The 16,007-nt window shown below is 70.0% G+C and carries 14 protein-coding genes; 3 read left to right on the top strand and 11 right to left on the bottom strand.

The features are described from left to right. Positions 1-199: 199 nt before the first annotated feature. The 3 genes from OHT21_RS25925 to bldG all read right to left on the bottom strand — a co-directional run bounded on the left by OHT21_RS25925 (position 200) and on the right by bldG (position 3,864). Positions 200-2,602 carry a sodium-translocating pyrophosphatase gene (locus OHT21_RS25925; RefSeq protein ID WP_328770726.1) on the bottom strand — a complete coding sequence of 801 codons (2,403 nt, stop codon included), beginning with the start codon at positions 2,600-2,602 and terminating at the stop codon, positions 200-202. Between the two features lie 333 nt (positions 2,603-2,935). Continuing rightward, positions 2,936-3,379 (bottom strand): ATP-binding protein, encoded by a 444-nt coding sequence (locus tag OHT21_RS25920; protein ID WP_328770725.1) that lies wholly within the window; start codon positions 3,377-3,379, stop codon positions 2,936-2,938. 143 nt (positions 3,380-3,522) lie between these two features. Beyond that, on the bottom strand, positions 3,523-3,864 hold the full coding sequence (gene bldG / locus OHT21_RS25915; RefSeq protein WP_003975386.1) for an anti-sigma factor antagonist BldG: 342 nt from the start codon (positions 3,862-3,864) through the stop codon (positions 3,523-3,525). A gap of 80 nt (positions 3,865-3,944) precedes the next feature. On the opposite strand from bldG, the gene OHT21_RS25910 reads away from it, so the two are divergent. Then, on the top strand, positions 3,945-6,452 hold the full coding sequence (locus tag OHT21_RS25910) for a DEAD/DEAH box helicase (RefSeq protein ID WP_328770724.1): 2,508 nt from the start codon (positions 3,945-3,947) through the stop codon (positions 6,450-6,452). 213 nt (positions 6,453-6,665) lie between these two features. Here the strand turns inward: OHT21_RS25910 and OHT21_RS25905 are convergent, their stop codons facing one another. From OHT21_RS25905 to ssd, 7 genes are all read right to left on the bottom strand, one after another. Further along, a complete protein-coding gene (locus OHT21_RS25905; RefSeq protein ID WP_443050428.1) occupies positions 6,666-7,037 on the bottom strand; it encodes an Rv3654c family TadE-like protein in 372 nt (123 codons plus the stop codon). 77 nt (positions 7,038-7,114) lie between these two features. After that, complete coding sequence (locus tag OHT21_RS25900; protein ID WP_328770722.1) at positions 7,115-7,525, bottom strand: TadE family type IV pilus minor pilin; 411 nt, start codon at positions 7,523-7,525, stop codon at positions 7,115-7,117. Continuing rightward, a complete protein-coding gene (locus OHT21_RS25895) occupies positions 7,512-7,649 on the bottom strand; it encodes a DUF4244 domain-containing protein (RefSeq protein WP_328770721.1) in 138 nt (45 codons plus the stop codon). Before OHT21_RS25895 ends, OHT21_RS25900 begins: the two co-directional genes overlap by 14 nt. 240 nt (positions 7,650-7,889) lie before the next feature. Beyond that, positions 7,890-8,666: a type II secretion system F family protein gene (locus tag OHT21_RS25890; RefSeq protein ID WP_328770720.1), complete on the bottom strand. Its 777-nt coding sequence runs from the start codon at positions 8,664-8,666 to the stop codon at positions 7,890-7,892. After that, positions 8,663-9,517 carry a type II secretion system F family protein gene (locus tag OHT21_RS25885; RefSeq protein ID WP_328774222.1) on the bottom strand — a complete coding sequence of 285 codons (855 nt, stop codon included), beginning with the start codon at positions 9,515-9,517 and terminating at the stop codon, positions 8,663-8,665. Before OHT21_RS25885 ends, OHT21_RS25890 begins: the two co-directional genes overlap by 4 nt. A gap of 32 nt (positions 9,518-9,549) precedes the next feature. Beyond that, on the bottom strand, positions 9,550-10,719 hold the full coding sequence (locus OHT21_RS25880) for a TadA family conjugal transfer-associated ATPase (protein ID WP_328770719.1): 1,170 nt from the start codon (positions 10,717-10,719) through the stop codon (positions 9,550-9,552). A gap of 410 nt (positions 10,720-11,129) precedes the next feature. Continuing rightward, entirely contained in the window at positions 11,130-12,233 is a 1,104-nt protein-coding gene (gene ssd, locus OHT21_RS25875) for a septum site-determining protein Ssd (protein WP_328770718.1), read from the bottom strand. 572 nt (positions 12,234-12,805) lie between these two features. Between ssd and OHT21_RS25870 the strand changes: the two genes are divergently transcribed. Beyond that, positions 12,806-13,630, top strand: coding sequence for an HAD family hydrolase (locus OHT21_RS25870; protein ID WP_328770717.1), 825 nt, complete (start codon positions 12,806-12,808; stop codon positions 13,628-13,630). A gap of 449 nt (positions 13,631-14,079) precedes the next feature. Here the strand turns inward: OHT21_RS25870 and OHT21_RS25865 are convergent, their stop codons facing one another. After that, complete coding sequence (locus OHT21_RS25865; RefSeq protein ID WP_328770716.1) at positions 14,080-14,904, bottom strand: oxidoreductase; 825 nt, start codon at positions 14,902-14,904, stop codon at positions 14,080-14,082. Between the two features lie 101 nt (positions 14,905-15,005). On the opposite strand from OHT21_RS25865, the gene OHT21_RS25860 reads away from it, so the two are divergent. Continuing rightward, positions 15,006-15,986, top strand: coding sequence for an ATP-binding protein (locus OHT21_RS25860; protein WP_328770715.1), 981 nt, complete (start codon positions 15,006-15,008; stop codon positions 15,984-15,986). The last annotated feature ends 21 nt before the right edge of the window (positions 15,987-16,007 follow it).

Here is a 16,007-nt window from a genome sequence, read left to right as displayed (position 1 = left end):
CATACACGCCAAGTGGGCGACACCCACGAGATGGAAGTCCGATTTGTCAAATATTGTAACCATTTGCACCAAGCGAGAGAAGGCTCACGAACCCGGCGCGAAAACCCTCGAGCGGGCGGACGACGCGTCAAGACGCGCTGCCCGCCCGCTCGTTGAGCGGAACCTGACCAGCCGTAAGGCCAAGCCGTGGAGCGATCGCTCAGGAAACCACCGCCGCATCCGGCGATTTGGAGGCCGGTTCGGAGTTGTCTTCGTCACCCACGGCGATACCGCGCCGCTTGGACACGTACACCGCGCCGACGATCACGGCGAGCGAGAGCACCGCGATGAGTACGCGCATGCCCACGCTCTTGTCCTCCCCGTACGAGAACTTGACGACCGCGGGCGCGATGAGCAGCGCCACCAGGTTCATCACCTTCAGCAGGGGGTTGATCGCGGGACCGGCGGTGTCCTTGAAGGGGTCGCCGACCGTGTCGCCGATCACCGTGGCGGCATGGGCCTCGCTGCCCTTGCCGCCGTGGTGACCGTCCTCGACGAGCTTCTTCGCGTTGTCCCAGGCGCCGCCGGAGTTGGCGAGGAAGACCGCCATCAGCGTGCCCGTGCCGATCGCGCCCGCGAGGAACGAGCCGAGCGCGCCGACCCCGAGCGTGAAACCGATCGCGATCGGCGTCAGTACGGCGAGCAGGCCGGGCGTGGCCAGCTCGCGCAGCGCGTCCTTGGTGCAGATGTCGACGACGCGTCCGTACTCGGGCTTCTCGGTGTAGTCCATGATCCCGGGGTGCTCGCGGAACTGCCGCCGCACCTCGTAAACCACGGCCCCGGCGGACCGCGACACCGCGTTGATCGCCAGCCCCGAGAAGAGGAAGACGACCGCGGCACCCGCGATGAGCCCGACCAGGTTGTTGGGCTGCGAGATGTCCATCATCAGGTTCAGCGGCGCGTCCTCGCCGGTGACCGTCTCGCCCACTTCGTTCGCGGCCGTGAGGATCGCGTCACGGTACGAGCCGAAGAGCGCCGCAGCCGCCAGTACGGCCGTGGCGATGGCGATGCCCTTGGTGATGGCCTTGGTGGTGTTGCCGACGGCGTCCAGGTCGGTGAGCACCTGCGCGCCCGCGCCCTCGACGTCACCGGACATCTCGGCGATGCCCTGCGCGTTGTCGGAGACCGGACCGAAGGTGTCCATGGCGACGATCACGCCGACCGTGGTGAGCAGACCGGTACCGGCCAGCGCCACCGCGAACAGCGCCAGCATGATCGACGTACCGCCGAGCAGGAACGCCCCGTACACGCCGAGGCCGATCAACAGGGCGGTGTAGACAGCCGATTCGAGACCGAGGGAGATACCGGCCAGGACGACGGTGGCCGGACCGGTGAGCGAGGTCTTGCCGATGTCCCGTACGGGTCGACGGGTGGTCTCGGTGAAGTAGCCGGTCAGCTGCTGGATCAGCGCGGCCATCACGATGCCGATCGCGACGGCGACGATCGCGAGGATCCGCGGGTCGCCGCCCTTGTCGAGGACTTCCGTGTTCGCGCCGTCCAGCTCCGCGTACGAGGACGGGAGGTAGATGAACACGGCCACGGCCACCAGCGCCATCGAGATCACCGCGGAGATGAAGAAGCCGCGGTTGATGGCGCTCATGCCGCTTCGGTCGGCCCGACGCGGGGCCACCGCGAAGATGCCGATCATCGCGGTGATCACGCCGATCGCGGGCACGATCAGCGGGAAGCCGAGCCCGTAGTCGCCGAACGCCGCGCTGCCGAGGATGAGCGCGGCGACGAGCGTGACGGCGTACGACTCGAAGAGGTCGGCGGCCATGCCGGCGCAGTCGCCGACGTTGTCGCCCACGTTGTCGGCGATGGTCGCGGCATTGCGCGGGTCGTCCTCCGGAATGCCCTGCTCGACCTTGCCGACCAGGTCGGCGCCGACGTCGGCGGCCTTGGTGAAGATGCCGCCGCCGACACGCATGAACATCGCGATCAGCGCGGCACCGAGACCGAAGCCCTCCAGGACTTTCGGTGCGTCGGCCGCGTACACCAGCACCACACAGGAGGCGCCCAGCAGACCGAGCCCCACCGTGAACATGCCGACGACGCCGCCCGTTCGAAAAGCGATCTTCATGGCTTTGTGCGAGACGGCGGTGAGATCCTTTTCGGGTTCACCTTCCGCCGGAGTCGCTTCCCGTGCCGCGGCGGCCACGCGGACATTGCTGCGTACGGCGAGCCACATGCCGATATAGCCGGTGGTCGCCGAGAACGCCGCGCCGATCAAGAAGAAGACCGATCGTCCGGCGCGCTGATTCCAGTCGTCCGCGGGCAACAGCATGAGCAGGAAGAACACCGCGACGGCGAATACGCCGAGGGTGCGCAACTGGCGCGTCAGATAGGCGTTCGCGCCTTCCTGGACCGCCGCCGCGATCTTCTTCATGCTGTCGGTGCCCTCGCCGGCCGCGAGAACCTGGCGTACCAGGATCCCGGCGACCACGAGAGCCGCCAGGGCCACGACCGCGATGAAGATCACGATGAGGCGGTTGTCGTCGGTCAGAACCGCGGCCGCGAGGGTTGTGGGCTGGTCAAACTGATGAGGGGTAGAAAGCCCCGCCATTCGTCCTCCTTGACGCTTGGGCTGAGCTCAAGATGTGGACGGATTGTAGGTAGCCGGACCTGATCAAAACAGTGCGCGGTAAGCGGAATCGTCCTTCACATGCTCTTCAGTGAATGATCCACGGACCATCATGGAACCCGAAAGCGGTAATGCCTCAAAAGCATTGACGCTTGATCCATTGACGCGCGACAGAGGTAAACCCGATCATAAGCCTGATCGTGAATTCATTCACGATAACGCGCGCGCAATCCACATGCACGGGCGTGCACGAACACGACAACGAGAAAGGGCCCCGCTGAGCAGGGCCCTTTCCGTACTGCGTGGGTGAGGGGGTCAGGGAACGAGCGTGGCCGACGGCGTGGTGGGCCAGCTCATCCTGATCAGCCCGCCGTTCTCACCGGCGGTGACCTCCACGTCGTCGACAAGGCCGCTGATGACCGCGAGACCCATCTCGTCCTCTTCGGTCTCCGCGTCCGGATCGCCGGCTCCGCCATCGGCGCCCGGCATCTTCTCGCCGGGAGCCGCATGCGGCGCCTCGTCGCCGACCTCGATGGAGAACTGCTTCTCCTCCTCGATCAACAGCACCCGCACCGGCGCCGAGATACCGCCGCTCTGGTGCAGCCCGACGGCCCGCGTACAGGCCTCGCCGACGGCGAGCCTGACCTCGTCGAGGACGGCCTCGTCCACTCCGGACCTGCGCGCCACCGCTGCCGCCACCAGTCGGGCGGTCCTGACGTGCTCGGGCAGCGCGCTGAAGCGGAGTTCAACGGTGGCCATGCATCCCCCTCGGAACTACGGGCGTGCTGTCAGGGGGCCGGGCCGCGAGGCCCGAACCCCCCTCGTTGACTTTCTTCCGTTCCGGACCCACGGCCCGGAACCGGCCTTCGGCCAAGAGCCGCTCGGTCGCGACCGAGGACCACTCAGTCGGTGGCCGCTACCGCTTCCTCGACCGAGGTGTGGATGGGGAACACCTTGGTGAGGCCGGTGATGCGGAAGATCTTCAGAATGCGCTCCTGGTTGCAGACCAGTCGCAGCGAGCCCTCGTGGGCACGCACCCGCTTCAGGCCGCCGACCAGCACGCCGAGCCCGGTGGAGTCGAGGAAGTCCACGCCCTCCATGTCGACGACAAGATGAAAACTGCCGTCGTTCACCAGCTCGACCAGCTGCTCGCGCAGCTTGGGCGCGGTATATACATCGATTTCGCCACCGACTTCGACGACCGTACGATCGCCGACGGTACGTGTCGACAGGGACAGGTCCACGGATCCTCCAGCACCTTGCTATCGAGCGGTCGCCCCTCGGGACACCTCGGCGGCGCCCCCGGGACTGTTCGCCAGCCGCGATGGCATTCAATCACTTACCGGCAGGCGTGCACGACGCCTTAGGCCCATTGTCCGTCACGCCAGTGACACACTCGATGCCGATGGCCAAGAATCCCCGGTCCGATCGACCCTCGACGGGCACCGCTTCCCGACCCGCTCCGAGCACGGTTCTGAACCGGCTCGCCTCGGGGCCGAGCCGGGCTTCGCGCATCACTCATACGGAGCACTTGCCCCCACGTGAGGGCCGCCATGCCGTCTGGCCGGACCGGATCCGCTCCGAGGTGATCGCGGCAGTACAGGCCGCTGGCATCGAGCATCCCTGGGCCCACCAGGCACAAGCCGCCGAGCACGCCCTGGACGGCGACTCAGTGATCGTCGCCACAGGCACCGCCTCGGGCAAGTCGCTGGCGTACCTGGCCCCGGTGCTGTCGTCTCTACTCGATGGCTCGGAAGCCGCCAATGGACGAGGCGCCACCTCCCTCTACCTCGCCCCGACCAAGGCCCTCGCGGCGGACCAGTGCCGATCCGTGAAGGAAATTTCACATCCTCTGGGCAATGCGGTGCGTCCCGCCGTCTACGACGGGGACACTCCCGTCGAGGAACGCGAGTGGATACGCCAGTACGCCAACTACGTCCTGACCAACCCCGACATGCTGCACCGCGGGATACTGCCCTCCCACCCCCGCTGGTCCTCCTTCCTCCGCGCGCTGCGCTATGTCGTCATCGACGAGTGCCACACCTACCGCGGCGTCTTCGGCTCGCACGTCGCCCAGGTACTGCGCCGGCTGCGCCGCCTGTGCGCGCGGTACGGCTCCTCGCCCGTCTTCCTCCTCGCCTCCGCGACCGCCGCCGAACCGTCGGTGGCCGCTCGCCGGCTGACCGGTCTCCCAGTCGTCGAGGTCGCGGACGACGCCTCACCACGCGGCGAACTGGTGTTCGCCCTCTGGGAGCCCCCGCTCACCGAACTCCACGGCGAGAAGGGCGCCCCAGTCCGCCGTACCGCCACCGCCGAGACCGCGGACCTCCTCACCGACCTGACCGTGCAGGGCGTCCGCTCGGTCGCGTTCGTACGGTCCCGCCGGGGCGCCGAGCTGATCTCGGTGATCGCCCAGGAACGGCTCGCCGAGGTCGACCGCTCCCTGGCCCGGCGCGTGGCCGCGTACCGAGGCGGCTACCTCCCCGAGGAACGCCGCGCCCTCGAGCAGGCCCTCCACTCCGGCGAACTCCTCGGCCTCGCCGCCACCACCGCCCTCGAACTCGGCATCGACGTCTCGGGACTGGACGCCGTCGTCATCGCGGGCTACCCCGGCACGAGAGCCTCGCTGTGGCAGCAGGCGGGACGCGCGGGACGCTCCGGGCAGGGCGCCCTCGCGGTCCTGGTTGCCCGCGACGACCCGCTGGACACCTTCCTCGTCCACCACCCGGAAGCCCTGTTCGACCAGCCCGTGGAGTCCACCGTCCTCGACCCCGACAACCCGTACGTCCTCGCGCCCCACCTGTGCGCCGCCGCCGCCGAACTCCCGTTGACGGACGAGGACCTGCCGCTCTTCGGCCCGGCCGCCGCCGATCTGCTTCCGCAACTGGAGGCCGCGAAGCTGCTGCGCCGCCGTACGAAGGCCTGGCACTGGACGCGCCGGGAACGAGCCGCCGACCTCACGGACATCCGTGGCGGAGGCGGCAATCCGGTACAGGTCGTCGAGGCCGGCTCAGGACGGCTGCTGGGCACAGTCGACGTCGGCGCCGCGCACACCAGCGTCCACGACGGGGCGGTCCACCTTCACCAAGGCCGTACGTACCTGGTGAAGGAACTGGACCTCGAGGACTCGGTCGCCCTGGTCGAAGAGGCCAACCCGCCGTATTCGACGGTCGCCCGCGACACCACGGCCATCTCCGTCCTGGAAACGGACGTCGAAGTCCCCTGGGGCGAGGGCCGGTTGTGCTACGGCTCCGTCGAGGTCACCAACCAAGTCGTCTCCTTCCTGCGTCGTCGTGTCATCACCGGCGAAGTGCTCGGCGAGACGAAACTCGACCTCCCTCCTCGTACGCTCCGCACCCGCGCCGTGTGGTGGACCGTCACCGAAGACCAGCTCGACGCCGCCCGCGTGACCCCGGAGATCCTCGGCGGAGCCCTGCACGCCGCCGAGCATGCGTCGATCGGCATGCTCCCGCTGTTCGCCACCTGCGACCGCTGGGACATCGGTGGCGTCTCCGTCCCGCTGCACCCGGACACCCTCCTCCCTACGGTCTTCGTGTACGACGGCCACCCCGGCGGGGCGGGCTTCGCCGAGCGCGCCTTCCACACGGCTCGCGAGTGGCTCACGGCCACCCGCCAGGCCATCGCCTCCTGCGAGTGCGAGGCCGGCTGCCCGTCCTGCATCCAGTCCCCCAAGTGCGGCAACGGCAACGAACCACTGCACAAGCGGGGGGCTGTTCGATTGCTGACGGTTCTGCTGCGGGGTGCTCCGGAGGAACAGGCGGCCGGGGCCGCTTCGCGAGCAGGAGCCGGGGGTGAGGGTGCGGACGGGTAGAGCGTCGGATTCCTGGCGTCGGCCCCAACAGAGGGTCCGGGCCCAGCGGCGCGCCCGGACCGGCGGCCGGAAACGGATTACGGCGTCACCTCCGGTGCGGAGCTGGCCTCACTCCCAGGTGCACGGTGGGCTCTTCGCGAGCTCCGTGCGAGGCCGATCCCCCGCTTCCCAAGCCGGCGAACGTGGCGCCACCCGCCGGGTCCCTCCACGGGTTCACCCCCTCTCCGGATCCGCTGCCTCACCCGCGGAGTGAGGCGGCGCTATCACCCCCTCGGGTCCCGCCGGAGGCTTCGGCCCCGCCGGGCCCGCCCGAGACCTGACCTCCGCAGTGAACAGCCCTCGCCCCGCCGCGACCCTGACGTCCGAGATCTCGCCGTAGACGGCGCACCGGACGATGCGGGTGCCCTGGGCCCGCGCCACCCGGTCCGCCTGGGCGCAGGCCGCCGTACCGCCCTCCATCCAGTGGTCGGCCGCCGCGAGGGCCGCCAAGTCGGCGGCGCCACCGGCATGGTGACGGGTCATCACCGCTTGGCTCATCGCGAGGATGGCGCCGAAGAAGACGCACAGCACCGCGATGACACCCACCGCCAAGACGGTCGCCGAGCCCCGATCCGAGGAGAACGCTCTCCTACGCGAAACCCACCATCGTTCGCTTCCCTTCGTCATCCGCCCGCCCCCACCGTCTCCTCTGCCAGGGCCACAGCCTCGTGCTCCAGGTCGAGAGCCAGCGCGTCGGGCCCCGGAGGCTTCGCCGCAACCCGCACACGCACCAGGTCGCCCTCGCGCCGAACCGTGACCTGCGCCCCGTCCGGCGCCGTCTGCTGGGCCACCGTCGTCACCGTGCCCGGCGGGTCCTGGCGGGCCGCCGCACGTGCCCCCGCCCGGGCCGCGTCCACGCACTGGATATGCGCGGACGCGGCCAGCAGGGCCCAGACCAGTGCCAACGCCAACGCGATCAGCACGGGCAGCACCATGGCCGCCTCCGCCGTTACGAACCCTCCGTCCCCGGCCAGCCGCCGGAACGGACCCCGGCGCCGTACCGGACGGGCCGCCCGCTCCTCAGAACTGGCCATTGAGCGCTCGTTCCACGATGTCCTGCAGAGCCCCCTTGACCTGCCCACTGGTCACCACCTCGTAGAGCAGCGCGGCGAACCCCACCGCCGCGATCAGCCCCATCGCGTACTCGGAAGTCACCATTCCGGCATCCCTCCGCGCCGCCGAAGCCCTCCGCACCACCCAGGCAGTAGGCACCGCCCACGCCCTGCCCGCCAGCGCCTGCATCCGCCCGGCCCGCACTCGTACCCGCATTGCCTTGCTCATCCGAACCCCCGTGTAGATCCGCACTGTCGACTCGTTCGATTCGTTCGACTCATTCACTTCGCCCGGCTGTGCCGGACCTGTTCCGTTCATCGCTCGCCCTTCACCACGCCTCGCCGGTCACCCACCACCTCCCAACACCCCGTCCGCGAGCCCGATCACCACAGGAAGCACCCCGATCGCGATGAACGCGGGCAGGAAGCACAGCCCCACCGGCGCGGTGACCATGACGGCCGCCCGCCGCGCACGAGTGGTGGCGGTACGTCCCCACTCCGCGCGGGCCTCCGCGGCGAGGCGCCCGACGGGACTCGCCGCCGGTACGCCGGACTCGCCGGCCCGCTCCAGCAGCCGGGCCAGTGCCCGGGCGCCGGGCAACGCGGCCAACCCTCGCCATGCCTCAGCCGGTTCACCGCCGAGCCGCATCTCGGCCGCACCCCGCGCTAGCCGTTCTCCCACAGGCCCTTCCAGCGCCTCCCCCACGGCCTGAGCAGCCGCTACGGGACCGGCACCGGCCACGATGCAGGCCGCCAACAGATCGGCAGCGAGGGGCAGTTGTTGCTCGGCCAGTCCGGAGTCAGGCTCTTCCGCTGGAGTCGGCCTGCGCTGCCACCGCCTCACCCCGAACCCGGCCACGAGCCCCACGACGATCCCGGGAACGCCGCCGACGAACACCCAGCAGGCACTGACGGCACCCACCACCGGCAGCCACTCCCGCATCGGGGCCCGAACCTCAAAGCGTCGTCCGGTGGGCGTCGGTTCCACGACGACCAGCACCGCTCGCAGCCGCCTGCGCACCCGCCGCTCCCGCCGCGCGGTCCGAAGGACCCAAGCGAGCGACCACAGTCCCGCGACCAGGCATAGGGCCATCCCCAGCCTGTGGACAGCCTCCGTACTCATCCCACCTCCGCCTTCCGTACGATCCGCAGCGCCCACCACACCCCGGCGCCCTCCAGAACCCCGCCGACCAGCAGACAAGCCAGGCCCGCGCCGGTGTGCAGGACGACATGCAGCGGATCGGCGCCGAGCGCGGTACCGAGGAGCAGACCCAGCAGGGGCAGTCCCGCGAGCAGCACTGCCGTCGACCGTGCCCCCGCCAACTGGGCGCGTAGATCGGCCCGTTGATCCCGTTCCGCGCGGAGTGCCGCCTCCAGCCGGTCGAGCCCGGCTGCGAGTCCGGCACCCCGGTCCACGGCGACCCGCCAGCACGCGGCGAGACCCAGCAGTCCCTCGGCACCCGGCCGCCGTGCCGCATCCGTGAGCGCGCCGGCCACATCCCCGCCGAACCGCGCTGCCGCCAGCACCACCGCCTGCGCCTCGCCGAGCCCGCCCGAATCACGAGCGGCCCGCAGCAGCGCCTCGCCCGGCTGCCGCCCGGCGCGCACCTCCCCCGCGAGCGCCCCGCACAACGCGATCACCGCGTCGGCCCTTCGTTCCCGGATCCGGCGCGCCTGGCTCATCCGTCGAGCCCGCCTCACCAGCGGCACCCCGAGCGCGCCCGCAACGAGCGGGACCACGGACGCCCCCAGCAGAGCGACCACCACCCCGGCGACCAGCGACCACCACTCGCCCCGTTGCCGATGCAGCCGCCGTAGCCACGCCACAGCCGGTGCGGTCCGCTCCCGCGCCCTTCGCTCCCACGTCGGCGGTCCGGCTCCCGCCAACCCGCCGCCCGCGCAGAGCAGTTGAGCCCGCCGAGCGCCTGGCCCCTGGCCGCTCATCAGCCAGGCCGCCGCCCCGGCACACACCATCGCCGCAACCCCCGGCACCTCGCCGACCCCCGTCACGAGCTCTCACTCCTCTCACCGAGCAGCCCCCGCAGCCGCTCCCAGCCCCGCTCATACGCGAAGGCCTCCGCGCCCCAGCGCAGCGCCGGCACCGTCACCACGAGCCCCGCCGGATCCCGCTCCAGCACATGAACTTCGGCGATCCGCCGCCGCCCTGCCCGGTCGCGTACGAGGTGAAGCACCACCGAAAGGGCTGCCGCGACCTGACTGTGCAGGGCCGCCCGGTCGAGCCCCGCCGCCGTACCCAGCGCCTCCAAACGGGCGGGCACCCCGGCCGCGGCGTTCGCGTGGACGGTGCCGCAGCCGCCTTCGTGCCCGGTGTTCAAAGCCGCCAGCAGATGGACGACTTCGGGCCCGCGCACCTCGCCGACCACCAGCCGGTCCGGCCGCATCCGCAGGGCCTGGCGCACCAGGTCTTGGAGCGTGACGAGTCCGGCGCCCTCCTGGTTGGCAGGTCTGGATTCGAGGCGTACGACATGGGGATGGTCGGGGCGGAGCTCCGCCGAGTCCTCGGCGAGCACGATCCGCTCACCCGGTCCGATCAGCCCCAGAAGGGCACTCAAGAGGGTTGTTTTGCCGCTGCCCGTGCCACCGCTGATCAAGAAAGACAGCCGGGCATCGAGCAGTGCCCTCAACACCCGGTCGCCACCCGGAGGTACCGTCCCCGCCGTCACCAACTCGTCGAGTGTGAACGCCCGCGGACGCACGACCCGCAACGACAGGCACGTCGAGCCGACCGCGACCGGTGGCAGCACGGCATGCAGACGCGTGCCGTCCGGAAGCCGGGCGTCGACCCAGGGGTGCGCGTCGTCGAGCCGCCGCCCGGCCACGGCCGCGAGGCGCTGCGCAAGCCGTCGTACGGCCGCCGCGTCCGGAAAGGAGACGGCCGTCAGCTCCAGGCCACCGCCCCGGTCCACCCACACCCGGTCGGGCGCCGAGACCAGCACATCGGTCACCGAGGGATCGGCGAGCAGCGGCTCCAGCGGGCCGGTCCCGACCAGCTCAGAGCGCAACCGCTCGGCCGCGCCGAGCACTTCGGCATCCCCCAGCACCCGCCCCTGGTCCCGCAAAGCCTGCGCCACCCGGGCTGGAGTCGGCTCGGCCCCACTCTCGGCCAGCCACTGCCGCACCCCGTCCAACAGCTCTTCATCGGCGGGCCACTTCACGCCAGCACGCCCGCCGCCCAGCCTCGCGTCCGCCGGCAATCCCACGTCGGTACACTCACCGACCGGCCCCGCAACCACAGACGGCCCAACTCCCACACGCCCGCCGACCGGCCCCGTATCCACAGACCAGCCCACACCTGTACGACCACCCGCCGACCTCGCGCCCGCCGGAAAACGCACACCCGCAGACTCACCGACCGGCCCCGCAACCACAGACGGCCCAACTCCCGCTCCCCCACTGGCCGACCGCGCATGCGCAGGCCAATTCACGTCAGTACGGCCATCTATCGGCATCGCGCCCGCAGACGAATCCGCACCCGCGCGCCCGCCCAACGCCCGAGCATCCACAGGCAACCCCGCACCACCCGTACGCCCACCGAGCCCTCCGCCACGCACGCGCGTGCCCCCGCTCATACGCCCCCTCCCGCCATCGCGGCCCGCTCCCAGAAGGCGGAGCAGAAGCGAGCAAGCGGTCCCCGTGCGTCGGCTCCGGGTGGAGCCCCGCGTTCCTGGGCCACCGGCAGTCCCGCCTCCACGGGGACTTCGCCCGCCAGGGGGAGCCCGAGCAGTCGGGCCACCTCCTTGTCGTCGAGGCCGGGTGCGTACGGCCCTCGTACCGCGACCCGCAAATCGCGCAGGACCATGCCGACCACGGACGCCACCCGCCCTGCCGCCGCGACGGCGCGCAGCTCGGCGGGGACCACGAGGAGCCCGAGGTCCAGCTGGGCGAGAACCTCCGCGACGCCTTCGTCGATCCGGCGCGGCAGGTCCACGACCACGGTGCCGCCTCGCCGTCGGGCCGCAGCCAGGACAGCCCGTACGGCCTCGGGCGCGATGACGACACAGTCGCCGCGATCCCAGCTGAGGACCCGCAAGGCGTGCAGCTCGGGCAGCGACTCCTCCAGAGCACCGCCGCCGACCCGGCCGCGCGAGCCGGCGAAGGCAGGCCAGCGCAGGCCCTCGGCCGTCTCTCCACCGAGGAGTACGTCGAGTCCGCCACCCAGCGGATCCGCGTCCACGAGCAGGGTGCGCCGCCCCTCGCGCGCCGAGGTGACCGCGAGCGCGCAGGCGAGCGTGGAGGAACCGGCCCCTCCGCGACCGCCGATCACGCCGACGGTGAGCGCTGGCGGGCCGACTCCTTCGGCCACGTCGGCGATCCGGTCGACCAGCCATTGTTCGCCATCGGGCAGCAGCAGGACATGATCGGCGCCGATCTCCACGGCCCGCTGCCACACCCCCGGATCGTCCTGATCCCGCCCTACCAGCACCACTCCGCGCCTGCGCCCTGCCCCGCGCACCCGCCGCGCGGCATCATCGCCGACCAGCACCAAGGGCGCCGTGTCCCAGCCGCCTCCGCGCTCCGGCACCCCGTGGTGGACCTCGGGCCTGGCGCCCGCCGCGGCGCACAGCCGCAGCAGGTCGTCCAGCAGTTCCACGTCCTCCGTGACGATCAACGGCCTGCCCTGTCGCCCCTCGGCGGCCGACGTCCGGTCGTATGTGATGGCTCCCGCCACGATCTCCGTCCCCCTTCGCTGCTTGCTCGCGAAGCCCCCGCGGCCCCGCGAATCCCGCCGCGCACGAGAACCGGCAACCGGTCCTCCATATGAACCGCCGATACGAACCGGCCATAGGCTCCGGACAAACAGAACCGGCCATGAACTCGCACCCGGCGGCACGCGCTGGAATCACGGTGCAGCGATCCCGGAAATCGTGTGGATCTTGGTCGATAACTGTGGACGACCCGATGGTTGTGAATATCGCGTTCACCCAAACCGGTGACCGTTGTACGACTTCCACAGAGCAGCACAGCGACTACACACGGTGACGGATCATGCGTACATGCGAAGAAGCACCGAAGCCCACACAGCGGACCCGGTGCTCAGTGAAGGAAGAGAGAAAACCCACCCGGACATGCGACGACCCCCGCCGGGGGGGAGAGCGGGGGTCGTCCCCACGGCCGACTCGGGGGGGGGAGGAGCCGGACCGGGTTAGCACGGTCGCGAACGATCCGTGACTTCCATGGTGTACCCGAGAGCCTTCTCAGGCAAACCCACGCGCCTCACCTTACGCCGAATGGTGGGCGCCTATGCTCACCCTCGTGGAAAACCACTCCTTGCCCCGCACAGCGGCCTTCTTTGATCTGGACAAGACGGTCATTGCGAAGTCGAGCACGCTCACGTTCAGCAAGTCGTTCTACCAAGGTGGACTGATCAACCGCCGGGCTGTGTTGCGTACCGCATATGCCCAGTTTGTCTTCCTTGCGGGCGGCGCCGACCACGACCAGATGGAGCGGATGCGCGAGTATCTGTCCGCGCTCTGCCGCGGCTGGAACGTCCAGCAGGTCAAGGAGATCGTCGCCGAGACGCTGCACGACCTGATCGACCCGATCATCTACGACGAGGCGGCGTCCCTCATCGAGGAGCACCACCTCGCCGGTCGCGATGTCGTGATCGTCTCCACCTCCGGGACGGAGGTCGTCGAGCCCATCGGTGAACTGCTCGGCGCGGACCGGGTGGTGGCGACCCGCATGGTCGTGGGCGACGACGGCTGCTTCACAGGCGATGTGGAGTACTACGCGTACGGTCCGACGAAGGCCGAGGCGATCAAGGAGCTGGCCGCGTCCGAGGGGTACGACCTCTCGCGCTGCTATGCCTACAGCGACTCCGCGACCGACATCCCGATGCTCGAAGCCGTAGGCCATCCCCACGCCGTCAATCCCGACCGTGCGCTGCGCCGCGAGGCCACTACGCGCGCGTGGCCCATACTCGACTTCCACCATCCGGTGCGACTAAAGCAGCGGCTGTCCGTGCCGCCCCGGCCCGCCCTGGTCGCGGCGGCGGCGATAGGTGCGGCGGCGGCCACCGCCGGCCTCGTCTGGTACGCGAGCCGACGCCGTTCGGTGGTGGGCTGAGCCCGCCGAATCACCCCGTGACGATCCGGGTGACCGATTCAGTCCTCTTTGAACCCAAAAGTAAAGAAGCGCAGCTAGGGCTTCCGCTTCCTCCGGTCCTGGAGTACAAAGAAGTTAACGGCCCGCGAGACCAAGGATCATCCGAAAGGATCACCTTTAAAACGCAACCAAGGCCCCACGGACCGAGCATGAACACTGGGCACCCACGCGACGTCGACCCGTCGATTACGGGCCAGCCGCACCAGGCGACGGGCAAAGTTCCCGACCTGATGGGCAATATCTCGAGGACGCTTGGTAACCCGGTGAACATGCCAGCGGCGGTACGAACTCTCGTACCGCCGCAACCCTGTTCAGGGAGTTTTTCGCCCTCCTAGGAGGCTCATTTTCGAGCCCCGGAGCGCAGAAGCCCGCGCCGCGAGGCCAGATGTGACGGCGCGAGATGCCGAACGTCACGCCGCCCCGCGCTGCAGCGCCTCGCACACCGCCGTCGACTCCCGCGCGCCCAGCTCAACCGCCTTGCCACAGTGGGCGATCCAGGTCGCCATGCCCTCCGGGGTGCCGGAAACGTAGCCCTCGAAGGCGGCCAGATAGGCCGCGCGGCCCTGTTCCGCCTGGCCGACCTCGGCCGGGCAGACGGACTTCGGGTCGAGGCCACTGCCGACCAGGACGATGCGTTCGGCCGCGCGCGCGACCAGGCCGTTGTGGGAGACGAAGGGGCGCAGCGCGAGGAGTTCGCCGTGCACCACCGCGGCGGTCACCAGGGCGGGTGCGGAGCTGCCCGCGATGACCAGCTGCGCGAGGCCGTCGAGGCGGCCCCCGACCTCGGCCGCGTCGGGCAGCGGCAGTTCGATCAGCGGCTCGTCGACGGATTCGCCGTCCTGCCGCGGCCGGCCCACCTCGTCCGCCTTGTCCGCGGCCGCCACCAGGTGTAGTCGCGCGAGTACCCGAAGGGGCGACTGCCGCCAGATGGACAGGAGTTGACCTGCCTCGGCGGTCAATCGGAGGGCTGCGCCCACCACTCTGGCCTCGCCGTCAACACTGAAGTCGGTGCGCCGGCGCACCTCTTCGAGTGCCCAGTCGGCGCCGGACAGCGCGGCGGAGCCTCGCGCGCCGCGCAGTGCGGCCTCGGAGGTGATCTCGTTACTGCGGCGCCGCATGATGCGATGCCCGTACACCCGGTCCACGGCCTTGCGCACGGACTCCACGGATTCGGCGACGCCGGGCAGCGAGCCCAGGGTCGCGAGCGGGTCGGCGTTCGCACCTGTCGTACTCATGGGTACGACACTACGCATCACTGTGACCATCCCCACGATGGAGTGGTCTTCTTCACGTTTGGCGGCGACCCAACGTGATTTGACCACTAGGCTTACTGAACATGAAAATTGCTTTCGTTGGGAAGGGCGGCAGCGGCAAGACCACCCTGTCCTCGCTCTTCATCCGTCACCTCGCGACCACGGGATCGCCGGTCGTCGCGGTCGACGCCGACATCAACCAGCACCTCGGGCCCGCACTCGGACTCGATGAGGCGGATGCCGCCGCACTGCCCGCGATGGGCGACCGGCTCCCGCTGATCAAGGACTACCTGCGCGGCTCCAACCCGCGTATCGCCTCCGCCGAGACGATGATCAAGACGACCCCTCCCGGCGAGGGCTCCCGGCTGCTGCGGGTGGTCGAGAACAACCCGGTGTACGACGCCTGTGCGCGAGCCGTGGAACTCGACGGCGGGGCCGTCCGTTTGATGGTCACCGGCCCGTTCACCGAGGCCGATTTGGGAGTGGCTTGCTACCACTCCAAGACCGGTGCAGTGGAGCTCTGCCTGAATCATCTCGTCGACGGCCAGAGCGAGTACATCGTCGTCGACATGACGGCGGGCTCGGACTCCTTCGCGTCCGGCATGTTCACCCGCTTCGACATCACCTTCCTCGTCGCCGAGCCGACCCGGAAGGGGGTCTCCGTCTACCGCCAGTACAAGGAGTACGCGCGCGACTTCGGCGTCACCCTGAAGGTCGTCGGCAACAAGGTGCAGGGCCAGGACGACATCGACTTCCTCCGCGCCGAAGTCGGTGACGACCTCCTGGTGACGGTCGGGCACTCGGACTGGGTGCGAGCCATGGAGAAGGGCCGGCCGCCCCGCTTCGAGCACCTGGAGGACGTCAACCGCCGCGCCCTGCAGGCACTTCAGTCCGCTGCGGACGCCACGTACGAGCTGCGCGACTGGGAGCGCTACACGCGTCAGATGGTGCACTTCCACCTGAAGAACGCGCAGTCCTGGGGCAACGAGCGGACGGGCGCCGACCTGGCCGCCCAGGTCGACCCCGACTTCGTACTGCGCGAGGCCGAGACCGCCACGGCGTGACGGCTCGCGTCAGCCGACCGG

Origin of the sequence: Streptomyces sp. NBC_00286 (assembly GCF_036173125.1) — a bacterium.
GTDB lineage: Bacteria > Actinomycetota > Actinomycetes > Streptomycetales > Streptomycetaceae > Streptomyces.
Note: the sequence above shows the minus strand (reverse complement) of the source record. Positions and strands in the feature narration are given on the sequence as shown.

What these genes read in the sequence shown, in the direction of transcription:
- OHT21_RS25900 (WP_328770722.1), bottom strand. Translation starts at nt 7,525, where the DNA reads ATGGCCAGTTCTGAGGAGCGGGCGGCCCGTCCGGTACGGCGCCGGGGT.
- OHT21_RS25920 (WP_328770725.1), bottom strand. Translation starts at nt 3,379, where the DNA reads ATGGCCACCGTTGAACTCCGCTTCAGCGCGCTGCCCGAGCACGTCAGG.
- OHT21_RS25910 (WP_328770724.1), top strand. Translation starts at nt 3,945, where the DNA reads ATGGCATTCAATCACTTACCGGCAGGCGTGCACGACGCCTTAGGCCCA.
- OHT21_RS25885 (WP_328774222.1), bottom strand. Translation starts at nt 9,517, where the DNA reads ATGGTGTGTGCCGGGGCGGCGGCCTGGCTGATGAGCGGCCAGGGGCCA.
- OHT21_RS25865 (WP_328770716.1), bottom strand. Translation starts at nt 14,904, where the DNA reads ATGAGTACGACAGGTGCGAACGCCGACCCGCTCGCGACCCTGGGCTCG.
- OHT21_RS25870 (WP_328770717.1), top strand. Translation starts at nt 12,806, where the DNA reads ATGCTCACCCTCGTGGAAAACCACTCCTTGCCCCGCACAGCGGCCTTC.
- OHT21_RS25860 (WP_328770715.1), top strand. Translation starts at nt 15,006, where the DNA reads ATGAAAATTGCTTTCGTTGGGAAGGGCGGCAGCGGCAAGACCACCCTG.
- OHT21_RS25925 (WP_328770726.1), bottom strand. Translation starts at nt 2,602, where the DNA reads ATGGCGGGGCTTTCTACCCCTCATCAGTTTGACCAGCCCACAACCCTC.
- OHT21_RS25890 (WP_328770720.1), bottom strand. Translation starts at nt 8,666, where the DNA reads ATGAGTACGGAGGCTGTCCACAGGCTGGGGATGGCCCTATGCCTGGTC.
- OHT21_RS25895 (WP_328770721.1), bottom strand. Translation starts at nt 7,649, where the DNA reads ATGGTGACTTCCGAGTACGCGATGGGGCTGATCGCGGCGGTGGGGTTC.